17 protein-coding genes are annotated in these 25,393 nt (G+C 63.1%); 13 read left to right on the top strand and 4 right to left on the bottom strand.

Annotated elements, in window-relative coordinates:
- Positions 1 to 40: 40 nt before the first annotated feature.
- The 3 genes from J4E53_RS14975 to J4E53_RS14965 form a co-directional block, all read right to left on the bottom strand.
- Positions 41 to 736, bottom strand: coding sequence for an SPOR domain-containing protein (locus tag J4E53_RS14975; protein ID WP_003196959.1), 696 nt, complete (start codon positions 734 to 736; stop codon positions 41 to 43).
- A gap of 1 nt (position 737) precedes the next feature.
- Entirely contained in the window at positions 738 to 2,474 is a 1,737-nt protein-coding gene (gene argS, locus J4E53_RS14970) for an arginine--tRNA ligase (protein WP_060739565.1), read from the bottom strand.
- A gap of 262 nt (positions 2,475 to 2,736) precedes the next feature.
- Positions 2,737 to 4,956 (bottom strand): primosomal protein N', encoded by a 2,220-nt coding sequence (locus tag J4E53_RS14965; RefSeq protein ID WP_103309001.1) that lies wholly within the window; start codon positions 4,954 to 4,956, stop codon positions 2,737 to 2,739.
- Positions 4,957 to 5,245: 289 nt separating this feature from the next.
- Between J4E53_RS14965 and rpmE the strand changes: the two genes are divergently transcribed.
- From rpmE to J4E53_RS14950, 3 genes are all read left to right on the top strand, one after another.
- Positions 5,246 to 5,470, top strand: a complete 225-nt coding sequence (rpmE, locus tag J4E53_RS14960; protein ID WP_014336159.1) for a 50S ribosomal protein L31 — start codon at positions 5,246 to 5,248, stop codon at positions 5,468 to 5,470.
- Positions 5,471 to 5,511: 41 nt separating this feature from the next.
- Positions 5,512 to 6,294 carry a thermonuclease family protein gene (locus J4E53_RS14955; protein ID WP_103308999.1) on the top strand — a complete coding sequence of 261 codons (783 nt, stop codon included), beginning with the start codon at positions 5,512 to 5,514 and terminating at the stop codon, positions 6,292 to 6,294.
- A 185-nt stretch (positions 6,295 to 6,479) separates the two neighbouring features.
- The gene (locus J4E53_RS14950; RefSeq protein ID WP_053117649.1) at positions 6,480 to 7,748 is read left to right on the top strand and encodes a malic enzyme-like NAD(P)-binding protein; all 1,269 of its coding nucleotides are present in this window, start codon (positions 6,480 to 6,482) and stop codon (positions 7,746 to 7,748) included.
- 247 nt (positions 7,749 to 7,995) lie between these two features.
- Here the strand turns inward: J4E53_RS14950 and J4E53_RS14945 are convergent, their stop codons facing one another.
- Positions 7,996 to 10,440: a penicillin-binding protein 1A gene (locus tag J4E53_RS14945; RefSeq protein ID WP_371919219.1), complete on the bottom strand. Its 2,445-nt coding sequence runs from the start codon at positions 10,438 to 10,440 to the stop codon at positions 7,996 to 7,998.
- Between the two features lie 208 nt (positions 10,441 to 10,648).
- Between J4E53_RS14945 and J4E53_RS14940 the strand changes: the two genes are divergently transcribed.
- From J4E53_RS14940 to J4E53_RS14895, 10 genes are all read left to right on the top strand, one after another.
- Positions 10,649 to 11,713 (top strand): pilus assembly protein PilM, encoded by a 1,065-nt coding sequence (locus J4E53_RS14940; protein WP_060739561.1) that lies wholly within the window; start codon positions 10,649 to 10,651, stop codon positions 11,711 to 11,713.
- Positions 11,713 to 12,279 carry a PilN domain-containing protein gene (locus J4E53_RS14935; protein WP_060739560.1) on the top strand — a complete coding sequence of 189 codons (567 nt, stop codon included), beginning with the start codon at positions 11,713 to 11,715 and terminating at the stop codon, positions 12,277 to 12,279. The genes J4E53_RS14940 and J4E53_RS14935 overlap by 1 nt, the downstream gene beginning before the upstream one ends.
- A complete protein-coding gene (pilO, locus tag J4E53_RS14930; protein ID WP_060739559.1) occupies positions 12,276 to 12,899 on the top strand; it encodes a type 4a pilus biogenesis protein PilO in 624 nt (207 codons plus the stop codon). Before J4E53_RS14935 ends, pilO begins: the two co-directional genes overlap by 4 nt.
- The gene (locus tag J4E53_RS14925; protein ID WP_060739558.1) at positions 12,896 to 13,444 is read left to right on the top strand and encodes a pilus assembly protein PilP; all 549 of its coding nucleotides are present in this window, start codon (positions 12,896 to 12,898) and stop codon (positions 13,442 to 13,444) included. Before pilO ends, J4E53_RS14925 begins: the two co-directional genes overlap by 4 nt.
- Entirely contained in the window at positions 13,441 to 15,528 is a 2,088-nt protein-coding gene (gene pilQ, locus J4E53_RS14920; protein WP_060739557.1) for a type IV pilus secretin PilQ, read from the top strand. The genes J4E53_RS14925 and pilQ overlap by 4 nt, the downstream gene beginning before the upstream one ends.
- Positions 15,529 to 15,532: 4 nt before the next feature.
- Positions 15,533 to 16,051, top strand: a complete 519-nt coding sequence (gene aroK / locus J4E53_RS14915; protein ID WP_060739556.1) for a shikimate kinase AroK — start codon at positions 15,533 to 15,535, stop codon at positions 16,049 to 16,051.
- A 179-nt stretch (positions 16,052 to 16,230) separates the two neighbouring features.
- Entirely contained in the window at positions 16,231 to 17,331 is a 1,101-nt protein-coding gene (gene aroB, locus J4E53_RS14910) for a 3-dehydroquinate synthase (protein WP_060739555.1), read from the top strand.
- Between the two features lie 10 nt (positions 17,332 to 17,341).
- The gene (locus tag J4E53_RS14905; RefSeq protein ID WP_060739554.1) at positions 17,342 to 18,916 is read left to right on the top strand and encodes an AAA family ATPase; all 1,575 of its coding nucleotides are present in this window, start codon (positions 17,342 to 17,344) and stop codon (positions 18,914 to 18,916) included.
- 350 nt (positions 18,917 to 19,266) lie between these two features.
- The gene (gene gltB, locus J4E53_RS14900; protein ID WP_060739553.1) at positions 19,267 to 23,715 is read left to right on the top strand and encodes a glutamate synthase large subunit; all 4,449 of its coding nucleotides are present in this window, start codon (positions 19,267 to 19,269) and stop codon (positions 23,713 to 23,715) included.
- Positions 23,716 to 23,748: 33 nt separating this feature from the next.
- Complete coding sequence (locus J4E53_RS14895; protein WP_039592434.1) at positions 23,749 to 25,167, top strand: FAD-dependent oxidoreductase; 1,419 nt, start codon at positions 23,749 to 23,751, stop codon at positions 25,165 to 25,167.
- Positions 25,168 to 25,393: the final 226 nt, after the last annotated feature.

Raw genomic sequence — 25,393 nt, 5'->3', positions numbered from 1 at the left:
TCGCCACAAAAGCCATAGCCACAGGCGTTCTCGGTGGGAATCAGCGGCTCTGGCGTTGTTGTAACAACAGGTTGCTGAAACCACTGCCCGCCAGTTGTTTCTGGGCCTTGGTCAGTTCCTCGCGGTTGCTGAACGGGCCGACCAGTACCCGGTACCAGGTTTCGTCCTTCACCGTCCCGGATTCCACGGACACGGATTGGCCCAGCAGAATGATCTGCGCGCGGACCTTGTCGGCGTCGGCTTCCTTGCGGAACGAGCCGGCCTGCAGGAAGAACTTCGTCACCGGCGCGGCTTTCTGCACCGGAGGGGCCGGTGGCGGCGTGATGCCGGCCAGGGCCGCCTGGGCGCGAGCGGTGTCGATCTTCGCCGCTTCGGCCGGGGTCACCGGTGTGGTGGGTACTTGCGGCGTCGGCAGGGTTTTCTCCGGCACGGCATCGGGCGGCACGATGACTTCCGATTCCGGCAGCAACGTGTAGAAGTCGTACTTCGGCTTCACCGGTTGTGTCGGGCTCGGCGGGGTCTTGTTGGCCTCGGCGATGCGGGTGGCTTTCTGCTGCTCTTGCCGGACGCGCTTGACGTCATCACCCTGGCCCGGCTCCAGCTTCATCAAGAACACAATGAACGCGCCGACGGTCAGGCCGATGGCCATCCACAACCAACCTGGAATCGGTTTTTTGGCTGGAGGCTGGTAACGACTGGCGCCGCGCTTGGGTGCAGGTTTTTTCTTGGCGGCCAACTTACATGCGCTCCAGGGTTTCCAGGCCCAGCAGTTCCAGGCCTTGCTTGAGCGTGCGCCCGGTCAGCGCGGCGAGGCGCAGGCGGCTCTGCATTTGCTCCGGGGTTTGCGCATTGAGGATCGGGCAGTTCTCGTAGAAGCTGGAGAACAGGCCGGCCACATCGTACAGGTAGGCGCACAGGGTGTGCGGCGTGCCCTTGTCGGCGACGTTGTTCAGGACCTCGCCGAACTGCGCCAGCTTCGCCGCCAGCTCCTGTTCCTGAGGGGCCTCGAGCACAATCTGGCCGTCCACTTCGTTAAAGCCCTTGCCGAGCTTGCGGAACACCCCCGCCACGCGGGTGTAGGCGTACAGCAGGTACGGTGCGGTGTTGCCTTCGAAGTTGAGCATCAGGTCGAAGTTGAAGCTGTAGTCGCTGGTGCGGTGCTTGGACAGGTCGGCGTATTTCACCGCGTCGATGCCCACCACCTTGGCGATCTTGCGCAGCTCGTCCTCGGCCAGGTCCGGGTTCTTGCCCTTGACCAGGGTGTAGGCGCGGTCCTGGGCTTCGGTCAGCAGGTCGATCAGCTTCACCGTGCCGCCATCGCGGGTCTTGAACGGGCGGCCGTCGGCGCCGTTCATGGTGCCGAAGCCCATGTGCTCCATTTCCATCGGACGGGTCACGAAGCCGGCCAGGCGCGCCACTTCGAACACTTGCTGGAAGTGCAGGGCCTGGCGCTGGTCGACGAAATACAGCACTCGATCGGCCTTGAGCACGCTGTTGCGGTAGCGCACGGCCGCCAGGTCGGTGGTGGCGTAGAGGTAGCCGCCGTCGGCCTTGACGATGATCACCGGCAGTGGCTCGCCGTCGGCGGTCTTGAACTGGTCGAGGAACACGCACTGGGCGCCGTTGCTTTCCACCAGCATGCCCTTGGCCCTGAGGTCGTTGACCACGTTGACCAGGTCGTCGTTGTAGGCGCTTTCACCCATCACGTCGGCCATGGTCAACTTGACGTTCAGCAGCTCGTAGATTTTCTGGCAGTGGGACAGGGAGATGTCCTTGAACTTGCTCCACAGCGCCAGGCACTCGGCATCGCCGGCCTGCAGCTTGACCACCAGGCCACGGGCACGGTCGGCGAACTCGGGCGACTCGTCGAAGCGTTGCTTGGCGGCGCGGTAGAAGTTCTCCAGGTCCGACAGTTCGTCGCTGGTGATCGGATTTTCCTGCAGGTAGGCCATCAGCATGCCGAACTGGGTGCCCCAGTCGCCAACGTGGTTCTGGCGGATCACGGTGTCGCCAAGAAACTCCAGGACCCGGGCCACGCCGTCGCCGATGATGGTCGAGCGCAGGTGGCCGACGTGCATTTCCTTGGCGAGGTTGGGGGCCGAGAGGTCGACCACGGTGCGCTGCAACGGGCCGGCCTTGCGCACGCCAATGCGTTCGTCGGCCAGGGCCGCATCCAGGCGCGAAGCCAGGGCCTGGGTGTTCTGGAAGAAATTGATGAACCCGGGGCCGGCGATGTCAGCCTTGCTGACGTTTTCGTCGGCCGGCAGCGCGGCGATGATTTTTTCCGCCAGGTCGCGAGGTTTCATGCCGGCCGGCTTGGCGAGCATCATCGCGATGTTGCTGGCGAAGTCGCCGTGGGTCTTGTCGCGGGTGTTCTCGACCTGAATCGCCGGCGACAGGCCTTCTGGCAGCACACCTTCAGCGACGAGTTGGGCGATGGCTTGCTGGATGAGCTGGCGAATGGTGTCTTTCATGGTCTTCTCTTTCAACCGCAGGCGCGGCGGCGCTTCGATGCGCTGGTGGAAAAACTGGGCATTATCCGTGGCCCGGACGAGCTTGCCAACTGTAGCGGGTCGGTTGGGGATGTGTGGTGACTATTCTTGCTGGCCTGGATGCACGCGATCCCCTGTGGGAGCGAGCTTGCTCGCGATAGCGGTGGGTCAGTGACGGTAGTGTCGACTGTATCGTCGCAATCGCGAGCAAGCTCGCTCCCACAGGGGCAGGTTTGTGGTCCATTCAATACAAATCCACCGGATCCACATCCAGCGACCAACGTACCGCCCGTCCGCTGGGCATCTGCTCCAGCGCCAGCAGCCAGGCACTCAATAGCCGATGCAGCGGGGCCCGGGCGTTGGCCTGCAATAAAAGCTGCGCGCGATAGCGCCCGGCCCGGCGCTCCATCGGTGCCGGCACCGGCCCCAGGAGTTCGATGCCGGTGAGGCTCTGCTCTGCCAGCAAACGCTCCGCCTCGCTGCAGGCCTCATCGAGGAAGCCTTCGGCCTGCCCGGGCTTGTGGGCTTCGGCCCGCAACAGCGCCAGGTGGGCAAAGGGCGGCAGGCCGGCGCTGCGGCGTTCACTCAAGGCCTGTTCGGCGAAGGCGAAATAACCCTGCTCGGTCAGTTGGATCAAGAGCGGGTGATCGGCCAGGTGCGTCTGGATAATCACTTTGCCCGGTTCCTCGGCCCGCCCGGCCCGGCCGGCGACCTGGACGATCAACTGCGCCATGCGCTCGCTGGCGCGGAAGTCGCCGGAGAACAGTCCGCCATCGGCATCGAGGATCGACACCAGCGTGACCCGCGGGAAGTGATGCCCCTTGGCGAGCATCTGCGTGCCCACCAATATGCACGGCAGGCCCTTCTGGATCGTCGCGAACAGCTGGTTCATCGCGTCCTTGCGCGAGGTGCTGTCGCGATCCACCCGCAAGACCGGGTAGTCCGGAAACAGGATGCCCAGCCGTTCCTCGGCGCGTTCGGTGCCGGCGCCGACCGGGCGCAAGTCCACTTTGCCGCACTGCGGGCAATGCCTTGGCACGCGTTCGACGTGGCCGCAATGGTGGCAACGCAGTTCGCCATGGCGTTGATGCACGGTCATCCGCGCGTCGCAGCGTTCGCAGCCAGACATCCAGCCGCAGTCGTGGCACAGCAGGGTCGGGGCAAAACCGCGGCGATTGAGGAACACCAGGACCTGTTGCCCGGCGGCGAGGGTCTGGCCGATGGCTTGCTGCATCGGCCCGGAAATACCGCTGTCCAGTGGACGACTTTTCACGTCCAGGCGCAGGAACCGCGGTTGCTTGGCGCCGCCGGCCCGTTCGTTGAGGCGCAGCAGGCCGTAGCGGCCGGTGTAGGCGTTGTGCAGGCTTTCCAGCGAGGGCGTGGCCGAGCCGAGGACGATCGGGATGTTTTCCTGGCGGGCGCGTACCAGCGCCAGGTCGCGGGCGTGATAGCGCAGGCCTTCCTGCTGTTTATAAGAGCCGTCGTGTTCTTCGTCGATGATGATCAGGCCGGGGTTTTTCATCGGCGTGAACAGGGCCGAGCGGGTGCCGATGATGATATCGGCCTCGCCGTCGCGGGCGGCGAGCCAGGCTTCCAGGCGTTCGCGGTCGTTGACTGCCGAGTGCACCAGGGCGATCCGCGCATTGAAGCGTTGCTCGAAACGCGCCAGGGTCTGGGGGCCGAGGTTGATTTCCGGAATCAGCACCAGGGCCTGCTTGCCGGCCTCCAGGGTCTGGCGGATCAGTTGCAGGTAGACCTCGGTCTTGCCGCTGCCGGTGACGCCCGCCAGCAGAAAGGCGTGATAACTGTCGAAACCTGCGCGAATCGCTTCGCAAGCGGCGCGCTGTTCGGCGTTGAGCGGCAGTTCCGGCTGGGCCAGCCAATGTTCGTGGCGGGCGCCGGGGGCGTGCCGGCGGATCTCCACCTGGACCAGGTCCTTGGCCAGCAACAGGTCGAGGCTGTCCTTGCTGAGCATCAGTTTGCTCAGCAGTTGGTGGGCCACGCCATGGGGGTGTTGGGCGAGGGTCGCCAAGGCCTCGCGCTGGCGCGGCGCGCGGGCGATGCGCGGATCGTCCAGCGAGGCCCCCGGGGCCACCGACCAGAACCGCTCCTGGCGCGCCTCGGCCAGCTCGCCCTGGCGCAGCAGTACCGGCAGCGCCCAGCTCAGGGTGTCGCCGAGGCTGTGCTGGTAATACTGGGACGTCCACAGGCACAACTTGAACAGCGCGGCGGGCAGCGGCGGCGTGGCATCGAGCAGGGCCAGGGCTGGTTTGAGCTTGTCGACCGGGACCTCGCTGTGATCGGTGACCTCCACCAGGATGCCGATCATTTCCCGCCGGCCGAACGGCACCCGCAGGCGCATGCCCGGCTGCAACTGGGCGCGCAGGACCCCGGCGGGGGCGCGGTAGTCGAACAGGCGGCGCAGGGGTGAAGGCAGGGCGAGGCGCAGGATGGCGTTGGGCACGCGGGGAATCTCGATAAGCGGACAAGTTCGCAAGGCTGAGCGCGATTCAATGTGGGAGCGAGCTTGCTCGCGAAAGCGGTGGCACAGCCAACATCACCGCAACTGACCCATCGCTATCGCGAGCAAGCTCGCTCCCACAGGGATTGTGCTTGAGGGCGCGAGCCTAGCAGACGGTTGGTATAAGCGACAGCTTGCGCGAATGACGATGTCTGGTAGAATCCGCGGCCTAATTACGTGCGGTATTCAACAATAGTGTTGGGTGGCGGCACGCTAGCCTGAGGAAAACAGCATGAAAACCGATATCCATCCGGAATACCCAGCAATTGCCGTAACCTGCAGCTGCGGCAACAAGTTCGAAACGCGTTCGACCTACGGCAAAGCCCTGGCGATCGACGTTTGCAACGAGTGCCACCCGTTCTACACCGGTAAGCAAAAGACTCTGGATACCGGCGGCCGCGTTCAGAAGTTCGCCGATCGTTTCGGTGCTTTCGGCAAAGTTACTCCAAAAGCCTGAGGCTGATCATTTTGGATGGTCGTCTCGACTGCTCCAGATTGATGAAGAAGGCGTCCCTTGCGGGCGCCTTTTTTGTGTCTGCGATTTGGCTCTGTGGTGCCCAGGGGGCCTGTCCTTCGCCGGGCAGCCTGCCCCAGGTTGCGGTGCAGCGCGTGGTGGACGGCGACACCTTGTACCTGGAGGATGGTCGCCGCATTCGGATGATCGGTCTCAACAGCCCTGAGCTGGGCAAGCGCGGCCGCGCCGACGAACCCTTCGCCGTGGCGGCGCGCCAGCGACTCGAAGCCCTGGTGGCCGCCAACGATGGCCGGGTGGGCGTATTGCCTGGCAAGGACGACCGTGATGATTACGGTCGTACCCTGGCCCACGTCTACAGCGCCCGGGGCGAGAACCTCGAGGAGCGGTTGATTGCCGAGGGGCTGGGGTTTCTGGTGGCGGTTGCGCCGAACGTCGACCTGGTCAGTTGCCAGCAAGTGGCTGAGCGTCATGCGCGGCAAGCCGGGGCAGGCCTCTGGAAGAAATCCCCTGTCGTCCGGGCGGAACAGATCGATGCCCCAGGTTTCGTGCTGATGAGCGGGCGTGTGGAAAGTGTGCGGCGCAATCGCGGTGGCATCTGGATTGAATTGCAGGGGCCGGTTGTCCTGCACATTGCGCCGGGTTTGCAGAGGCGCTTCGACGCCTCGGCCCTGGAGCGGCTCAAGGGGCGGAAAATCGAGGCCCGGGGCTGGGTCGTCGACCGCGCCCGGCGTGGTGGCAACAAGGCTGGCCAGGCGCGATGGATGCTGCCGCTGACCGATCCGGCCATGTTGGAAGCGGTCCTGTAAGAAAATAATTGTAGACATTATTTGGTCGGATTGTATGCATGTAGCCCTTGTGTTTCGCGGCTCTTGGTCCAAAGTCGTAGAGTAGGGCGCTTGACAGCAGTGACTGGTCAGTCTTGTAGGGACTTTGCGAGGCGCGTATCCTCGGCGGTCCGTCTGTCCAACACAGTAAAAAGCGGAATGCCCACATGTCTGATCTGAAAACTGCCGCTCTCGAATATCACGCGCATCCTCGTCCAGGAAAGCTGAGTGTCGAGCTCACCAAGGCCACCGCTACTGCTCGCGACTTGTCGCTGGCCTACAGCCCCGGCGTAGCCGAACCAGTCCGCGAAATCGCTCGCGACCCTGAACTGGCCTACAAATACACCGGTAAAGGCAACCTGGTTGCAGTCATTTCCGATGGCACCGCGATTCTCGGCCTGGGTAACCTCGGCCCATTGGCTTCCAAGCCAGTCATGGAAGGCAAGGGCGTACTGTTCAAGCGCTTCGCCGGTATCGACGTATTCGACATCGAAGTCGATTCCGAGAGCCCGCAAGCCTTTATCGACACCGTCAAGCGCATCTCCATCACCTTCGGTGGCATCAACCTGGAAGACATCAAGGCACCTGAGTGCTTCGAGATCGAGCGCGCCCTGATCGAACAGTGCGACATCCCGGTGTTCCACGATGACCAGCACGGCACCGCCATCGTCACCGCGGCCGGCATGATCAACGCCCTGGAAATCGCCGGCAAGACCCTGCCGGAAGCCAAGATCGTCTGCCTGGGTGCCGGCGCTGCGGCCATCTCCTGCATGAAGTTGCTGGTGAGCATGGGCGCCAAGATCGAAAACATCTTCATGGTCGACCGTACCGGCGTGATCCACTCCGGCCGTGACGACCTGAACCAGTACAAGGCCGTCTTCGCTCACGCGACCGACAAGCGCTCCCTGGCGGACGCCCTGGACGGTGCCGACGTGTTCGTCGGCCTGTCGGGTCCGAACCTGCTGAGCCCGGAAAACCTGCTGCGCATGGCGCCGAACCCGATCGTGTTCGCCTGCTCGAACCCGGACCCGGAAATCTCCCCGGAACTGGCTCACGCGACTCGCAACGACGTGATCATGGCCACTGGCCGTTCGGACTACCCGAACCAGGTCAACAACGTCCTGGGCTTCCCGTTCATCTTCCGTGGTGCCCTGGACGTTCGCGCCAAGCGCATCAACGAAGAGATGAAAGTCGCGGCCGCCAACGCCCTGCGCGAACTGGCCAAGCTGCCGGTGCCTCAGGAAGTGTGCGACGCCTACGGCGGCATCAAGTTGGAATTCGGTCGTGAGTACATCATCCCGAAACCAATGGACGCCCGCCTGATCACCCTGATCTCCGACGCCGTGGCCAAGGCCGCCATCGAGACGGGCGTGGCCACCCTGCCGTACCCGAAGAACTACCCGCTCAAGAGCGTGGATGACGTGTTCAACGGCTAAGCCGTTGTAGCGCTTCAACAAAAAGCCCCGGCTCCTGAGAGTCGGGGCTTTTTGTTGGTCGCCGCTTTTGTATGACCGTCACAGACCCCTGTGGGAGCGAGCTTGCTCGCGATGACGGCCTGGCATTCAACATCGATGCAAGCTGATCCGACGCTATCGCGAGCAAGCTCGCTCCCACAGGTAGTGGTGTCATTGAGAACAAAAGCCCCGCACTTCTTTCGAAGGCGGGGCTTTTGGATGAGACCGGTCAGAACAGATCGATCGGCGCCGCTTCGTCCGCTGGCAGCGGGCTGCCCGGTGCGACACCGTTGCCCAGCTCGTTGACGGAGGGCGGAGTGTCTTCGCTCTTGAACAGCTCGAAGTACGCACCCGGGGTGCCCGGCGTGGCCGCGCGGCCGCTGACCGGGTCGACCCGCAGGCTGAGGATGCCTTCCGGTTCCGGCTGGGTGTGCGGCGGCTTGTCCTTGAGGGCGGCGCCCATGTAGGTCATCCAGATCGGCAGCGCCACGGTGCCGCCGAACTCACGGCGACCCAGGCTTTCAGGCTGGTCGAAACCGGTCCAGACCGTGGTCACGTAATCGGCGTTGTAGCCGGAGAACCAGGCGTCCTTGGACTCGTTCGTGGTACCGGTCTTGCCCGCCAGGTCGGAACGGCCCAGGGCCAGGGCGCGACGGCCGGTGCCGAGCTTGATCACGTCCTGCAGCATGCTGTTGAGAATGAAGGTGGTGCGGCCATCGACAATGCGTTCCGCGACGGCGGGCGCTTGCGGCAAGCCTGGGGCCGTGGTGGCTTCGCCTGGCGTCGCATTGACCGTGAACGTGTCGGTGGACGGTGCGGCGACGCCATCGCTGGCCTGCTCGCCTGTGGGGACCCGTGGCGGGTTGGCCACGAACAATGTCTCGCCGTTGCGGCTTTCGATCTTGTCGATGATGTACGGGGTGATCTTGTAGCCGCCGTTGGCGAACGTGCTCCAGCCCGTGGCGATTTCCATCGGCGTCAGGGTCGCGGTGCCCAGGGCCAGGGACAGGTTGCGCGGCAGGTCCTGCTTGTTGAAGCCGAACTTGCTGATGTAGTCGATGGTGCGATCCACGCCCAGCGCCTGCAACAGGCGGATCGATACCAGGTTGCGGGATTTGTACAGCGCCTCGCGCAGGCGAATCGGGCCGAGGAACGTATTGGTGTCGTTCTTCGGCCGCCAGACCTTGTCCAGGTACTCATCGACGAACACGATCGGCGCATCGTTCACCAGGCTGGCGGCGGTGTAGCCGTTATCCAGGGCGGCGCTGTAGACGAATGGCTTGAAGCTCGAGCCCGGCTGGCGCTTGGCCTGCAGTGCACGGTTGTAATTGCTCTGCTCGAAGGCGAAGCCACCCACCAACGAACGAATGGCGCCGTCCTGTGGGTCGAGGGACACCAGGGCGCCCTGGGCCGCCGGGATCTGGCTGAACTTGAGCGTGTTGTCCGCCTGGCGCTGGACGCGGATCAGGTCACCGACCTGGGCAACGTCCGACGGCTGCCGTGGGGCGGCGCCCATGCTGTTGGTATTGAGGAACGGACGGGCCCATTTCATGGTGTCCCAGGCCACGTGTTCTTCCTGCTCGCCGTTGCGGGTCAACACCTTGATGCCGTCCTTGTCCACCGAGGTGACGATCGCCGGCTCCAGGCTGCTGATGGTGCGCTGCTTGGTCAGCTCCAGGGCCCAGGCTTCCTTGGTCTTGCCCGGCAGGCGCGATTCAGGGCCACGGTAGCCGTGGCGCTGGTCGTAGGTCATCAGGCCCTCGTGCAGCGCGGTGTTGGCCATTTCCTGCAAGTTGCTCGGCACCGTGGTGGTCACGCGGAAACCTTCGGTGTAGGCGTCGCTGCCATAGCGCCCGACCATCTCGGCACGGGCCATCTCGGCGATGTACGGGGCGTTCACTTCCGGGGTCGGGACGTGATAGCTGGCGTTCAGCGGCTCATTGATCGCGGCGGTGTAGTCGGCCTCGCTGATCTTGCCGAGCTTGTACATGCGCCCCAGGATCCAGTCGCGACGCTCCTTGCTGCGCGCCGGGTTGGCCAGCGGGTTGAAGCGCGACGGTGCCTTGGGCAGGCCGGCGATCATCGCCATCTGCGCCAGGCTCACGTCGCGGATCGACTTGCCGTAATACACCTGTGCCGCCGCCTCGATGCCGTAGGCGCGGTTGCCCAGGTAAATCTTGTTCACGTACAGCTCGAGGATTTCATCCTTGGTCAGCTGTCGTTCGATCTGCAGGGCCAGGAGGATCTCGGTGGTCTTGCGCGAGAAGCTGCGCTCGCTGGTCAGGAAGAAGTTCTTGGCCACCTGCATGGTGATGGTGCTGCCGCCGGACTGGATGTGCCCGCTCTTGACCAACTGGCTGGCGGCGCGCATCAGGCTGCCGGGATCGACGCCATAGTGGTTGGCGAAGTTATCGTCTTCAGCACTTAGTAACGCATTGATGAAATTAGGGGGAATGTCGGCGAAACGGATCGGTGTGCGGCGCATTTCGCCAAATTCGGCGATCAGCTTGTTGTCGCTGCTGTACACCCGCAAAGGAATCTGCAACTGAATACTTCTCAGTGCCTCCACGGACGGCAATCCCGGACTAAGGTAAAGAAAGGCACCGCTCAGGCCCAAGAGCAGTCCGCAGAAAACGGCGACGATGGACCATCCGAAAAATTTCAGCAGACGAATCAAGGCTTTTGGATATCCAGGCAAAGAATGAAAAAGGCGCCAGGTGCAGGGAAGGACCCGTGCTTGCAACAAAGCGAAAAAAAACGCTGGGCATTATAAGCATTTTTTTTCGTCGGGAATGCCATCCGGACGTCCGTCGGACGGCCGTGATTGAACGCAATGCATATTAGAGAGTCCGTAACTCACGGATAGTCATAGGGAATTGGTAGTGCTACGACTCTTCAATAAAAAAGCCCATGCGCTTCTGGGGATCGACATCAGTTCGACGTCGGTGAAGCTGCTCGAGTTGAGTCGCCAGGGCGAGCGATACCGCGTCGAGTCCTACGCGGTCGAACCGTTGCCGGCCAACGCCGTGATCGAGAAGAACATCGCCGAGCTCGAAGGGGTGGGCCAGGCGTTGTCGCGGCTGTTGGCCAAGGCCAAAACGCCGTTGCGCAGCGTGGCGGTGGCCGTGGCGGGTTCGGCGGTGATCACCAAGATCATCGAGATGGATGCGGGCCTGTCCGACGACGACATGGAGAACCAGCTCAAGATCGAAGCCGATCAGTACATTCCCTATCCGCTGGATGAGGTGGCCATTGATTTCGAGGTGGTGGGCGTTTCGCCGCGCAGCGCCGAGCGCGTCGAAGTGCTGCTGGCGGCCTGTCGCAAGGAAAACGTCGAGGTTCGCGAGGCCGCGTTGGCGCTCGCCGGGCTGACGGCCCGGGTGGTCGATGTGGAGGCTTATGCGCTGGAGCGAGCGTTTGGCCTGCTTGCCACGCAATTGGCCGCGTCCCAGGAGCGGCTGACGGTGGCGGTCATCGACATCGGCGCCACCATGACCACCCTCAGCGTGTTGCACAACGGGCGCATCATCTATACCCGCGAACAATTGTTCGGCGGCCGCCAGTTGACCGAGGAGATCCAGCGCCGCTACGGCCTGACACCCGAGCAGGCCGGCCTGGCAAAGAAGCAGGGTGGGTTGCCGGACGATTATCTCAGCGAAGTGCTGCAACCTTTTCGCGAGGCCCTGGTGCAGCAGGTCTCGCGCTCCCTGCAATTCTTCTTCGCCTCGGGCCAGTACAGCGCGGTGGACCACATTCTGCTGGCCGGGGGCACGGCTTCGGTCGCTGGCCTGGATCGGCTGATCGAGCAGCGCCTGGGCACGCCGACCCAGGTGGCCAACCCGTTTACCAACATGGCCCTGAGCAGCAAGGTCAATGCCGGTGCCCTGGCCAGTGATGCCCCGGCACTGATGATTGCCTGTGGGCTGGCCCTCAGGAGTTTCGACTGATGGCGCGGATCAACCTGCTTCCCTGGCGCGAAGAGCTGCGCGAAGAGCGGCGCAAGCGCTTTCTGCTGGCCTTGGTGGCGGCGCTGGTCGGGGCGGTCGGCGTGGTCCTGGTCGCCGTCCGCTACATCGACAGTGCCATCGACCACCAGGTCGCCCGCAATAGCCACCTCTCCGAGCAGATCGCCGTGCTGGACGAGCGCATCAAGCAGATCAGCGAATTGAAAGCCCGTCGCCAGCAATTGCTGGAGCGCATGCGCATTATCCAGGACTTGCAAGGGAATCGACCGGTCAGCGGGCGCATCTTCGACCAGTTGGTGAGGACTTTGCCGGACGGGGTGTATTTCACCGAAGTGAAGATGGAGGACCGGACGCTCTTCATCAAAGGGGCCGCGGAATCGAACAACCGGGTCTCGGACCTGATGCGCAACCTGGACTCGTCGGATCTGTTCGATGCGCCCAGCCTGACGGAGGTCAAGGCCACCACCGCCGGTCAGCTCGACCAGGCCAACGTTTTCCAGCTGACGGTTCGCCAGACCCGGTCGGCCGATGAGGGGGACGCCCAATGAGGCCGGGGGAATGGCTCGACGCGTTGCGCAAGATCGACGTCAGTGACCTGGACACCAACAACATCGGTTCCTGGCCGGCGCCCATCAAATGGCTGGCGGGCATCCTGCTGGTGGCCCTGGTGCTGGGGCTGGGCTATAACTTTGCCTTGAGCGACCTGGAAAACCAGTTGCAGCAGGTGCGCGAGGAAGAAAGTACCCTCAAGGCACAATTCGCGGGCAAGGCCCACATGGCCGCGAACCTGGAACGCTACACCGAGCAGATGAAGCAGATGGAAACGTCTTTCGGTGTACTGTTGCGGCAATTGCCCAGTGATACCGAGGTGCCGGGCCTGCTGGAAGACATTACCCGCACCGGCCTGGGCAGCGGCCTGGAGTTCGAGGAAATCAAGCTGCTGCCGGAAGTCACCCAACCGTTCTACATCGAGCTGCCGATCCAGATCACCGTGACCGGCGGCTACCACGACCTGGCGACATTCGTCAGTGGAGTGGCCGGACTGCCCCGGATCGTCACGCTGCACGATTTCGAAATCGCCCCGATGGAGCCCGAGGCCGGCACGAAGCTGCGCATGAGCATCCAGGCCAAGACCTACCGCTACAACGAGCAGGAGGCGCAGCCATGAGGCCGCTGGTGTGTCGCCTCTGCCTGCTGGCGGGCCTGGTCGCGCTGGCGGGTTGCAACGACGACAACGGTTTCAGCGACCTGGACGCTTACATGAACGAAGTGCGCCTGCGTCCGCCCGGCAAGATCGAGCCGACGCCGACGTTCAGGCCCTACGAGACCTTTACCTACAGCGCTGCGAACCTGCGCAGCCCTTTTTCCCGGCAGGTCCGCGTGGACCAGGCCGACCGGCAGCGCGGCTCGCACAACGTCCGGCCCGACCCCAACCGGGTCAAGCAGTACCTGGAAGGCTTCAACATCGAGCAGTTTGAAATGGTCGGTACGATCTCCAACGCCAGTGGCTCCTTCGCACTCCTGCGGGGCGCGGGCGGGGTGCATCGGCTCAAGGTCGGTGACTATCTGGGGCGCAACGACGGGCGAATCTTCGCCATCGGCGCCACCCAGGTCGATGTGATCGAAATCGTTCCCGATGGCGAGGGTGCCTGGCTGGAGCGACCTCGGACCATTCCTTTGAAAGAGCACTCAATAGTGGAACCCCAACAATGAACAGGTTTTTGTCAGCCTTCGGTATTTCGCTATGGATAGCGCTGTTGTCGCCGATGGTTCACGCGGCCAGTCTGAAGACGCTGGATGTCGCGGCGTTGCCGGGCGACCGCGTCGAGTTGAAGCTCACCTTCGACGGGCCGCCGCCGCCCCCTCGGGGCTACACCACCGAACAACCGGCCCGGATTGCCCTGGACCTGCCAGGCGTGACCAATCAACTGGCCAGCAAGCACCGCGACCTGGGCGGGGGCAATGCGCGCAGCGCCACCGTGGTCGAGGCAGGCGATCGCACCCGGTTGATCATCGGTCTGACCCAGCTGGCGCCGTACGACACCCGGGTCGAAGGCAATAGCCTGTTCGTGGTGGTTGGAAAGGGCGCCGCGGCGAAGAACACTGCTGGGAAGAGCGTCGCCCAGGCCCCGCGCCCGGCGGTGGCCAACGCGGTGCCCGCGAGGGCCGGTAGGCCGGTGGGCAAGGCGATTCGTGGGGTGGATTTCCAGCGGGGAACCCAGGGCGAAGGCAATGTGGTGATCGATTTGTCCGATCCGTCCATCGCCCCGGACATCCAGGAACGCGAAGGCAAGATCATCCTCAATTTCGCCAGGACCCAATTGCCCGAACCATTGCGGGTGCGCCTGGACGTCAAGGACTTCGCCACCCCGGTGCAATTCGTCAATGCCAGCGCCGGCAGCGACCGGGCGACCATCAGCATCGAGCCCAGTGGCACCTTCGACTACTCGACCTACCAGACCGACAACAAACTCACCGTCAGCGTCCGGCCCATGACTGTCGACGACCTGCAAAAACGCAATGCTGACCGCGCGGCCTACAGCGGCGAGAAGCTCTCGCTCAACTTCCAGGACATCGAAGTGCGTTCGGTCCTGCAACTGATTGCCGATTTCACCAACCTGAACCTGGTGGCCAGCGACACGGTGCAGGGCGGCATTACCCTGCGCTTGCAGAATGTGCCTTGGGACCAGGCGCTGGACCTGGTGCTCAAGACCAAGGGTTTGGACAAGCGCAAGGTCGGTAACGTGCTGCTGGTGGCCCCGGCCGATGAAATCGCCGCGCGTGAACGCCAGGAACTGGAGTCGCAGAAGCAGATCGCCGACCTGGCACCGCTGCGGCGTGAGCTGCTGCAGGTCAACTATGCGAAGGCGGCGGACATCGCCAAGCTGTTCCAGTCAGTGACCAGTGCCGAGGCCAAAGCCGACGAGCGCGGCACGATCACGGTGGATGAGCGAACCAACAACATCATTGCCTACCAGACCCAGGACCGGCTCGACGAACTGCGCCGGATCGTGGCGCAGCTGGATATTCCGGTGCGCCAGGTGATGATCGAGGCACGGATTGTCGAAGCCAACGTCGACTACGACAAAAGCCTGGGCGTGCGCTGGGGAGGGTCGATCCAGAACAAGGGCAACTGGAACTCCTCGGGGGTGACCACTGGCACCTCCACCACCATCGGCACGCCGGGCAGTACCGGCACCAACCAGCCGTTCGTCGACCTGGGTGCCTCGGGCAATACGTCGGGGATCGGCATTGCGTTCATCACCGACAACGTCTTGCTGGACCTTGAGCTGACGGCCATGGAAAAAACCGGCAACGGCGAAATCGTCTCCCAGCCCAAGGTGGTGACGTCCGACAAGGAGACGGCAAAGATCCTCAAGGGCACGGAAATCCCCTACCAGGAAGCCAGTTCCAGCGGCGCCACCTCGGTGTCGTTCAAGGAGGCCTCGCTGTCGCTGGAGGTGACCCCGCAGATCACCCCGGACAACCGCATCATCATGGAGGTCAAGGTCACCAAGGATGAGCCGGACTACCTGAACAAGGTGCAGGACGTGCCGCCGATCAAGAAAAACGAAGTCAACGCCAAGGTCCTGGTCAATGATGGCGAGACCATTGTGATTGGCGGAGTTTTCTCAAATACTCAGAGCAAGGTCGTAGATAAGGTGCCATTTCTTGGCGATGTGCCGTATCTTGGCCGCCTTTTCCGGCGTGATGTGGTTTCGGAGAAAAAATCCGAGCTGCTGGTGTTCCTCACTCCGCGTATCATGAATAACCAGGCGATTGCTGTGAGTCGTTGATTCTGTGCGAAATTTGATTCTTGTTGGGCCGATGGGCGCTGGAAAAAGCACCATCGGCCGTTTGCTGGCCAAAGAGCTGCGCCTGCCGTTCAAAGATTCCGACAAGGAAATTGAATTGCGCACGGGTGCCAATATCCCATGGATCTTCGATAAGGAAGGCGAGCCGGGCTTTCGTGACCGTGAGCAGGCGATGATCGCCGAGCTGTGCGCGTTCGAGGGCGTGGTGTTGGCTACCGGTGGCGGCGCGGTGATGCGCGAGGCCAATCGTCGGGCGCTGCATGCCGGCGGACGAGTGGTCTATCTGCACGCCTCTGTCGAACAGCAGGTCGGCCGCACCGCCCGGGATCGCAACCGGCCACTGTTGCGCACCGCCGACCCCGCCAAGACCCTGCGGGACCTGCTGGAGCTGCGTGATCCGCTGTATCGGGAGATCGCCGACCTGGTGGTGGAAACCGACGAGCGGCCGCCGCGGATGGTGGTGCTGGACATTCTCGATCGCCTGCAGCAACTGCCGCCCCGTTAATGCGCCTGGCGAAATGCGCTATCCTCGACGTCCCGTCATGGCCCGCCTGGGGCGTGGCGGATGGCCATCCCGTGGTGTCATGGCAAGCACCGGGACCTGTGGCGAGGGGATTTATCCCCGTTGGGCTCTTTCGTTAATTGCAGGCAGGACGCCTGATTCCATCTTCACTGTGGGGACACATGCAGACACTTAAGGTCGACCTGGGCGAGCGCAGCTACCCGATTCATATTGGCGAAGGCTTGCTGGACCAGCCCGAACTCCTGGCGCCGCATATCGCCGGGCGGCAAGTGGCGATCATTTCCAATGAAACCGTCGCGCCTCTGTATCTGGAACGTCTGACCCGCAGCCTGTCGGCTTTCTCGGTCATTTCCGTGGTGTTGCCCGACGGCGAAGCCTTCAAGAACTGGGAAACCCTGCAACTCATTTTCGACGGCCTGCTGACCGCACGGCATGATCGCCGCACCACGGTGGTTGCCCTGGGCGGTGGCGTGATCGGCGACATGGCCGGTTTTGCCGCCGCTTGTTATCAGCGCGGCGTCGACTTCATCCAGATCCCCACCACGCTGCTGTCGCAGGTCGACTCGTCGGTGGGCGGCAAGACCGGGATCAACCATCCGCTGGGCAAGAATATGGTCGGTGCGTTTTATCAGCCCAACGTGGTGCTGATCGACACCGCCACCCTCAATACCCTGCCGGCCCGCGAACTGTCTGCGGGGCTGGCGGAAGTCATCAAGTACGGGCTGATCTGCGACGAACCGTTCCTGGGCTGGCTCGAAGAGCACGTCGACCGCCTGCGTGCGCTGGATCAAGCGGCCCTGACCTACGCCATCGAGCGCTCCTGCGCCGCCAAGGCCGCGGTGGTCGGTGCCGATGAGCGTGAGTCGGGGGTGCGCGCCACGCTCAACCTGGGTCATACCTTCGGCCATGCCATCGAAACGCACATGGGCTATGGTGTCTGGCTGCACGGTGAAGCGGTTGCGGCCGGTACGGTCATGGCCCTGGAGATGTCCGCGCGCCTGGGCTGGATCAGCGAACAGGAACGCGATCGCGGTATTCGTCTGTTCCAGCGCGCCGGGCTGCCGGTGGTTCCGCCCGAGGAAATGAGCGAGGCGGATTTTCTTGAACACATGGCAATCGACAAAAAAGTGATCGACGGTCGTCTGCGCCTGGTGCTGCTGCGCCACATGGGCGAAGCGGTGGTGACCGACGATTATCCGAAAGAAGTTCTACAGGCCACGCTGGGAGCGGACTACCGCGCCCTGGCTCAGCTTAAAGGTTAATAAGATTCCGATGACTAGTTTGCATGCCGACGAGGCTTTCCTCGGCCATTTCCAATTGAGTCATGACCCTTTTGCCCCACGGGTCCCGGGCTTCAAGTTCTTCCCCGCCCAGCGCAAGCCGGTGCTGGGCCAGTTGCATCACCTGGCGCGCTACAGCCAGTTGCTGTTGGTGGTCACCGGTCCCCAGGGCAGCGGCAAGACCTTGCTGCGCCAGGCCCTGGTGGCCAGTACCAACAAACAGTCTGTGCAAAGTGTGGTGGTCTCGGCCCGTGGCGCCGGCGATGCCGCCGGTGTGTTGCGCCAGGTGGCCCAGGCGCTGAACGTCGCCCAGGCCGAAATCGGTGCAATCCTCGATCAGATCGTGCAACTGGCGCTGACCGGGCAGGAAGTCTATCTGCTGGTGGACGATGCCGAGCAACTCGACGAATCGGCCCTCGAAGCCCTGCTGGCCTTGGCGGCCGGTGCGCCGGAGGGCCGGCCCCACGTGTTCCTGTTCGGCGAGTCGTCGCTGATCGCCGACCTGGACCAGCTGAACCTCGAGGAAGAGCGCTTCCACGTCATCGAGCTGGCGCCCTACACCGAGGAAGAAACGCGTGAATACCTGGCCCAGCGTCTTGAAGGCGCGGGCCGGGGTATCGAACTTTTCACCGCCGATCAGATCTCTGAGATTCACGAAAGCTCCGAGGGTTGGCCTGGCAACATCAACCAGGTTGCCCGCGATGCTCTGATCGAAGTCATGATTGCCAGCCGCTCAGCGGTGAAGCGTCCAAGTATGGGGTTCAACATGCCGAAGAAACACGTATTGGCAATTTCCGCCGTCGTCGTGGTCGCGGTTGCCGCCGCCTGGCTGATGCCGGGTCGCACCAAGGCACCTGCCACGGGTGCCCCTGCCAACGAACAGGCGCAACTGCCCCTCGGCCAAGGTACGCCGCAACCCAACGGTGGCGCGCCGGCCGTGGAATTCGCCGGTAACACCCAACCGATGCCGCTGCCGCTGGTCGGCCAGTCGCAGCCGGTCATGCGCGGCCCGCTGGCCGAAGCGGCCGGCGGTATCACCGAAGGCGACGACGGCGCAGCGCCACCGATCGACGACAGCAGCGACACGCCGCCGACCGTGACCACCACCGCACCGCCTGCGGGCGTGCCGGCCGGCCCGGCGCCAACGCCTGCCCCGACTGCCAAGCCGACCCCGGCGCCGACCCAGGTGGCCACCGCCAAGCCTGCACCGGTTCCGGCGCCTGCGGCCAAGCCAGCAGCACCGGCGGCCAAGCCTGCTGCTGCCCCGGCCAAGGCCGCGGGCGGTAGCTGGTACGCCGGCCAGGCGCCGGGCAACTACGTGGTGCAGATCCTCGGCACCAGTTCCGAAGCCGCGGCGCAGAACTTCGTCAAGGAGCAGGGCGGCGAGTACCGTTATTTCAAGAAAGTGCTCAACGGCAAGCCGCTGTATGTCATCACCTACGGCAGCTTTGCCAACCGTGATGCGGCTGTTTCCGCCATCAAGGCCTTGCCAGCGAAGGTTCAGGCTGGTAAACCTTGGCCTCGCACTGTCGCCAGCGTCCAACAGGAACTGGCAGCAACTCGCTGAAGATTCGGCGGCCTTACCCAGGCCGCCTCTCCCGGCAACCTCAAAATTTCCGCAAGGGCGGGCGACCTTTCAGGCCGCGCGCCTTGTGGTGTCTGCGTCACAGTAGCGTTTGAGTCGTAGCGGTCAAACCCAAAAAAGTTTTGACTAGCACAGCATATAGCTTTAAACCTTTCACAAATGCGACATGGATTTGCGACAGTTCGTCGTCAAATTTGTGAGCCTCTGTGTCGGTGTGTACAATGACCTCCCTTTTGCCCCCGCAAAGCTGGCGTACGTTCGGCGCGGCATGCAACTGGTTGAATTGAAAAGAAATTTGCCTCGATTAGAGGCAGCCTGGTGAGAAAGTGTCTATGAAAGCAGGTCTGTACCAACCAGATGAATTCAAGGATAACTGCGGTTTCGGCCTGATAGCTCATATGCAGGGCGAGCCCAGCCATACCCTTTTGCAAACGGCCATTGAGGCCCTGACCTGCATGACCCACCGCGGTGGGATCAACGCCGACGGCAAGACCGGCGACGGTTGTGGCTTGCTGATTCAAAAGCCCGACGAGTTCCTGCGTGCCGTAGCCCAGGAAACGTTCGGCGTGACCCTGCCCAAGCAGTACGCCGTGGGCATGGTGTTCTTCAACCAGGACCCGGTGAAGGCTGAGGCGGCTCGCGAAAACATGAATCGCGAGATCCTGGCCGCCGGCCTGCAACTGGTTGGCTGGCGCAAAGTGCCGATCGACACCAGCGTCCTTGGCCGCCTGGCGCTCGAGCGCCTGCCGCAGATCGAACAGGTGTTCATCGCCGGCGAAGGCCTGAGCGACCAGGACATGTCGATCAAGCTGTTCAGTTCCCGTCGTCGTTCGTCCGTGGCCAACGCCGCCGACACCGATCACTACATCTGCAGCTTTTCCCACAAGACCATTATCTACAAAGGCCTGATGATGCCGGCGGACCTCACCGCCTTCTATCCGGACCTGAGCGACGAGCGCCTGAAAACCGCGATCTGCGTGTTCCACCAGCGCTTCTCCACCAACACCCTGCCGAAATGGCCGCTGGCCCAGCCATTCCGCTTCCTCGCCCACAACGGCGAGATCAACACCATCACCGGCAACCGCAACTGGGCCGTGGCCCGTCGCACCAAGTTCGCCAACGACCTGATGCCGGACCTCGAAGAACTCGGCCCGCTGGTCAACCGCGTGGGTTCGGACTCCTCGAGCATGGACAACATGCTGGAACTGATGGTGACCGGTGGCATCGACCTGTTCCGCGGCGTGCGCATGCTGGTGCCGCCGGCGTGGCAGAACGTCGAGACCATGGACCCGGACCTGCGTGCCTTCTACGAATACAACTCCATGCACATGGAACCGTGGGACGGCCCGGCCGGTATCGTCATGACCGACGGTCGCTACGCCGTGTGCCTGCTGGACCGTAACGGTCTGCGTCCGGCGCGCTGGGTCACCACCACCAATGGGTTCATCACCCTGGCGTCGGAAATCGGCGTCTGGAACTACCAGCCCGAAGACGTCATCGCCAAGGGCCGCGTAGGCCCGGGCCAGATCTTTGCCGTGGACACCGAAACCGGCCAGATCCTCGACACCGACGCCATCGACAACCGCCTCAAGTCCCGTCATCCGTACAAGCAATGGCTGCGCAAGAATGCCCTGCGCATCCAGGCGACCATGGAAGACAACGACCACGGCTCGGCTTTCTATGACGTCGACCAGCTCAAGCAGTACATGAAGATGTACCAGGTGACGTTCGAAGAACGTGACCAAGTGCTGCGTCCGCTGGGCGAGCAGGGCTACGAGGCGGTCGGCTCCATGGGCGACGACACGCCGATGGCCGTCCTGTCGCAGCGCGTGCGCACGCCGTACGACTATTTCCGCCAGCAGTTCGCCCAGGTGACCAACCCACCGATCGACCCGCTGCGTGAAGCGATCGTGATGTCCCTGGAGATCTGCCTGGGCGCCGAGCGCAATATTTTCCAGGAGTCGCCGGAGCATGCCTCGCGCGTGATCCTCAGCTCGCCGGTCATTTCCCCGGCCAAGTGGCGCTCGCTGACCAACCTCGACCGTCCGGGCTTCGCGCGCCAGGTCATCGACCTGAACTACGACGAAAGCGTCGGCCTGGAAGCGGCGATCCGCAACGTCGCCGATCAGGCTGAAGAAGCCGCGCGCGCCGGGCGTACCCAGATCGTCCTCAGCGACCGTCACATCGCTCCGGGCAAGCTGCCGATCCACGCCTCGCTGGCCACCGGTGCGGTGCACCATCGCCTGACCGAAAAAGGCCTGCGCTGCGATTCCAACATCCTGGTGGAAACCGCCACCGCCCGCGATCCGCATCACTTCGCGGTGCTGATCGGTTTCGGTGCCTCGGCGGTGTATCCGTTCCTGGCCTATGAAGTGCTGGGCGACCTGATCCGCACCGGTGAAGTACTGGGCGACCTCTACGAGGTGTTCAAGAACTACCGCAAGGGCATCACCAAGGGCCTGCTCAAGATCCTGTCGAAGATGGGCATCTCGACCATCGCCTCGTACCGTGGCGCGCAACTGTTCGAGGCCATCGGCCTGTCCGAGGAAGTCTGCGAGCTGAGCTTCCGTGGCGTGCCGAGCCGCATTAAGGGTGCGCGTTTCGTCGACATCGAAGCCGAGCAGAAAGCCCTGGCCGCCGAAGCCTGGAGCCCGCGCAAGCCGATCCAGCAGGGCGGCCTGCTGAAGTTCGTCCACGGTGGCGAATACCACGCCTACAACCCGGACGTGGTCAACACCTTGCAAGCGGCCGTGCAGCAGGGCGACTACAGCAAGTTCAAGGAATACACCTCGCTGGTGGACAACCGTCCGGTGTCGATGATCCGCGACCTGCTCAAGGTCAAGACCCTCGACACGCCGCTGGACATCAGTGAAGTGGAACCGCTGGAATCGGTGCTCAAGCGCTTCGATTCGGCCGGTATTTCCCTGGGCGCCTTGTCCCCGGAAGCCCACGAAGCCCTGGCCGAAGCCATGAACCGCCTCGGTGCGCGTTCCAACTCCGGCGAAGGCGGCGAAGACCCGGCGCGCTACGGCACCATCAAGAGTTCGAAAATCAAGCAGGTGGCCACCGGTCGCTTCGGTGTGACGCCGGAATACCTGGTCAACGCTGAAGTACTGCAGATCAAGGTTGCCCAAGGCGCCAAGCCCGGCGAAGGCGGCCAGTTGCCCGGCGGTAAGGTCAACGGCCTGATCGCCAAGCTGCGTTATGCGGTCCCCGGCGTGACCCTGATCTCGCCGCCGCCGCACCACGACATCTACTCGATCGAAGACTTGTCGCAACTGATCTTCGACCTCAAGCAGGTGAACCCCAAGGCTCTGGTCTCGGTGAAGCTGGTGGCGGAAGCCGGCGTCGGCACCATTGCGGCCGGCGTGGCCAAGGCCTATGCCGACCTGATCACCATCTCCGGCTACGACGGTGGCACCGGCGCATCGCCGCTGACCTCGATCAAGTACGCGGGTGCGCCGTGGGAACTGGGCCTGGCCGAAACCCACCAGACCCTGCGCGGCAACGATTTGCGCGGCAAGGTCCGCGTGCAGACCGACGGTGGCCTGAAAACCGGCCTGGACGTGATCAAGGCCGCCATCCTCGGCGCCGAGAGCTTCGGCTTCGGCACCGCGCCGATGATCGCCCTGGGCTGCAAATACCTGCGCATCTGCCACCTGAACAACTGCGCCACCGGCGTGGCGACCCAGAACGACAAGCTGCGCAAGGACCACTACATCGGTACCGTCGACATGGTGGTGAATTTCTTCACCTACGTGGCCGAAGAGACTCGTGAGTGGCTGGCCAAGCTGGGCGTGCGTTCCCTTGAAGAGCTGATCGGCCGTACCGATCTGCTGGACGTGATCGAGGGCCAGACCGCGAAGCAGCAGCACCTGGACCTGACTCCATTGCTGGGCAGCGATCTGATCCCGGCGGACAAGCCACAGTTCTGCCAGGTCGACCGCAACCCGCCATTCGACAAGGGCGAGCTGGCCGAGAAGATGGTCGACATGGCCGCTGCGGCGATCAACGACCTGAGCGGCGCCGAGTTCGACCTGGATATCTGCAACTGCGACCGTTCCATCGGCGCGCGGATCTCCGGCGAAATCGCCCGCAAGCACGGCAACCAGGGCATGGCCAAGGCGCCGGTGACCTTCCGCTTCAAGGGCACCGCAGGCCAGAGCTTCGGCGTCTGGAACGCCGGTGGCCTGAACATGTACCTGGAAGGCGATGCCAACGACTACGTGGGCAAGGGCATGACCGGCGGCAAGCTGGTCATCGTTCCGCCCAAGGGCAGCGTCTACAAGACCCAGGACAGTGCCATCATCGGCAACACCTGCCTTTATGGCGCCACGGGTGGCAAGCTGTTCGCCGCCGGCACCGCGGGCGAGCGTTTTGCCGTGCGTAACTCCGGGGCCCACACTGTGGTGGAAGGCACCGGCGATCACTGCTGCGAGTACATGACCGGTGGTTTTGTCTGCGTGCTGGGCAAGACCGGTTATAACTTCGGCTCTGGCATGACCGGCGGTTTCGCCTACGTGCTCGACCAGGACAACACCTTCGTTGACCGGGTCAACCACGAACTGGTGGAAATCCAGCGGATCAGCGGCGAGGCGATGGAAGCCTATCGCAGCCACCTGCAAAACGTGCTGAACGAGTACGTCGCGGAAACCGACAGCGAGTGGGGGCGTGAACTCGCCGAAAACCTCGATGACTACTTGCGCCGTTTCTGGCTGGTCAAGCCCAAGGCTGCCAACCTGAAATCGTTGCTTTCCAGCACTCGTGCCAACCCGCAGTGATATGCGCCTGAAGAGTTTGATGAGGTTTTAACAATGGCTGAACGTCTGAATAACGACTTCCAGTTCATCGATGTCGGGCGCAAGGATCCGAAGAAGAAACTGTTGCGTCAACGCAAGAAAGAGTTCGTGGAAATCTACGAGCCTTTCAAACCCCAGCAGTCGGCCGACCAGGCCCACCGCTGCCTGGGTTGCGGTAACCCGTACTGCGAATGGAAGTGCCCGGTGCACAACTTCATTCCCAACTGGCTGAAACTGGTGGCCGAGGGCAACATCCTCCAGGCCGCCGAGCTGTCCCACCAGACCAACACCCTGCCGGAAGTCTGCGGCCGTGTGTGCCCGCAGGATCGCCTGTGTGAAGGTGCCTGCACCCTCAACGACGGTTTTGGCGCGGTGACCATCGGTTCGGTGGAGAAGTACATCACCGACACCGCGTTCGCCATGGGCTGGCGCCCGGACATGTCCAAGGTCAAGCCGACCGGCAAGCGCGTGGCGATCATCGGTGCCGGCCCGGCGGGCCTGGGCTGTGCCGACGTGCTGGTACGCGGTGGCGTGACCCCGGTGGTGTTCGACAAGAACCCGGAAATCGGTGGCCTGCTGACCTTTGGCATCCCCGAGTTCAAGCTGGAAAAGACCGTGCTGAGCAATCGTCGCGAAGTCTTCACCGGCATGGGCATCGAGTTCCGCCTGAACACCGAGGTGGGCAAGGACGTGACCATGGAGCAACTGCTCGAGGAATACGATGCGGTCTTCATGGGCATGGGCACCTACACCTACATGAAGGGTGGCTTTGCCGGTGAGGACCTGCCGGGCGTCTACGATGCGCTCGACTTCCTGATCGCCAACGTCAACCGCAACCTGGGCTTTGAAAAGTCGCCGGAAGATTTCGTCGACATGAAAGGCAAGAAGGTCGTGGTGCTTGGCGGTGGCGACACGGCGATGGACTGCAACCGCACGTCGATTCGCCAGGGCGCCAAGTCGGTGACCTGCGCCTATCGTCGCGACGAAGCGAACATGCCCGGCTCGCGCAAAGAGGTGAAGAACGCCAAGGAAGAAGGCGTGAAATTCCTCTACAACCGCCAGCCGATCGCCATTGTCGGTGAAGACAAGGTCGAAGGCGTGAAGGTGGTCGAGACCCGTCTCGGCGAACCGGACGCCCGTGGCCGTCGCAGCCCCGAGCCGATCCCGGGTTCCGAAGAGATCATCCCGGCCGACGCCGTGGTCATCGCCTTCGGCTTCCGCCCGAGCCCGGCGCCGTGGTTCGAGCAGTTCAGCATCCAGACCGACAGCCAGGGCCGTGTCGTAGCGCCGGAGCAGGGCCAGTACAAGCACCAGACCAGCAACCCGAAGATCTTCGCCGGTGGCGACATGGTCCGGGGTTCCGACCTGGTGGTGACGGCGATCTTCGAAGGCCGCAATGCGGCGGAAGGGATCCTGGATTACCTGGGGGTCTGATCACTTCCTAACGCTGGAATGCGATCAAAATGTGGGAGCGAGCTTGCTAGCGATAGCGGTGGATCAGTCGACGAGCGTGTTGAATGTGACGCCCTCATCGCGAGCAAGCTCGCTCCCACAATTGCTTTGTGGTGTTGCTGAATATTGCATGGCACCGCGACAAATTGCCCCGATAGATAAAAGGCACGGCTCTTGCCGTGCCTTTTGCGTCGCGCTCTGAGAAAAT

Source organism: Pseudomonas sp. FW305-28 (assembly GCF_017351395.1).
Lineage (GTDB): Bacteria > Pseudomonadota > Gammaproteobacteria > Pseudomonadales > Pseudomonadaceae > Aquipseudomonas > Aquipseudomonas fluorescens_AA.
This window is presented reverse-complemented; position numbering and strand designations above follow the sequence as displayed.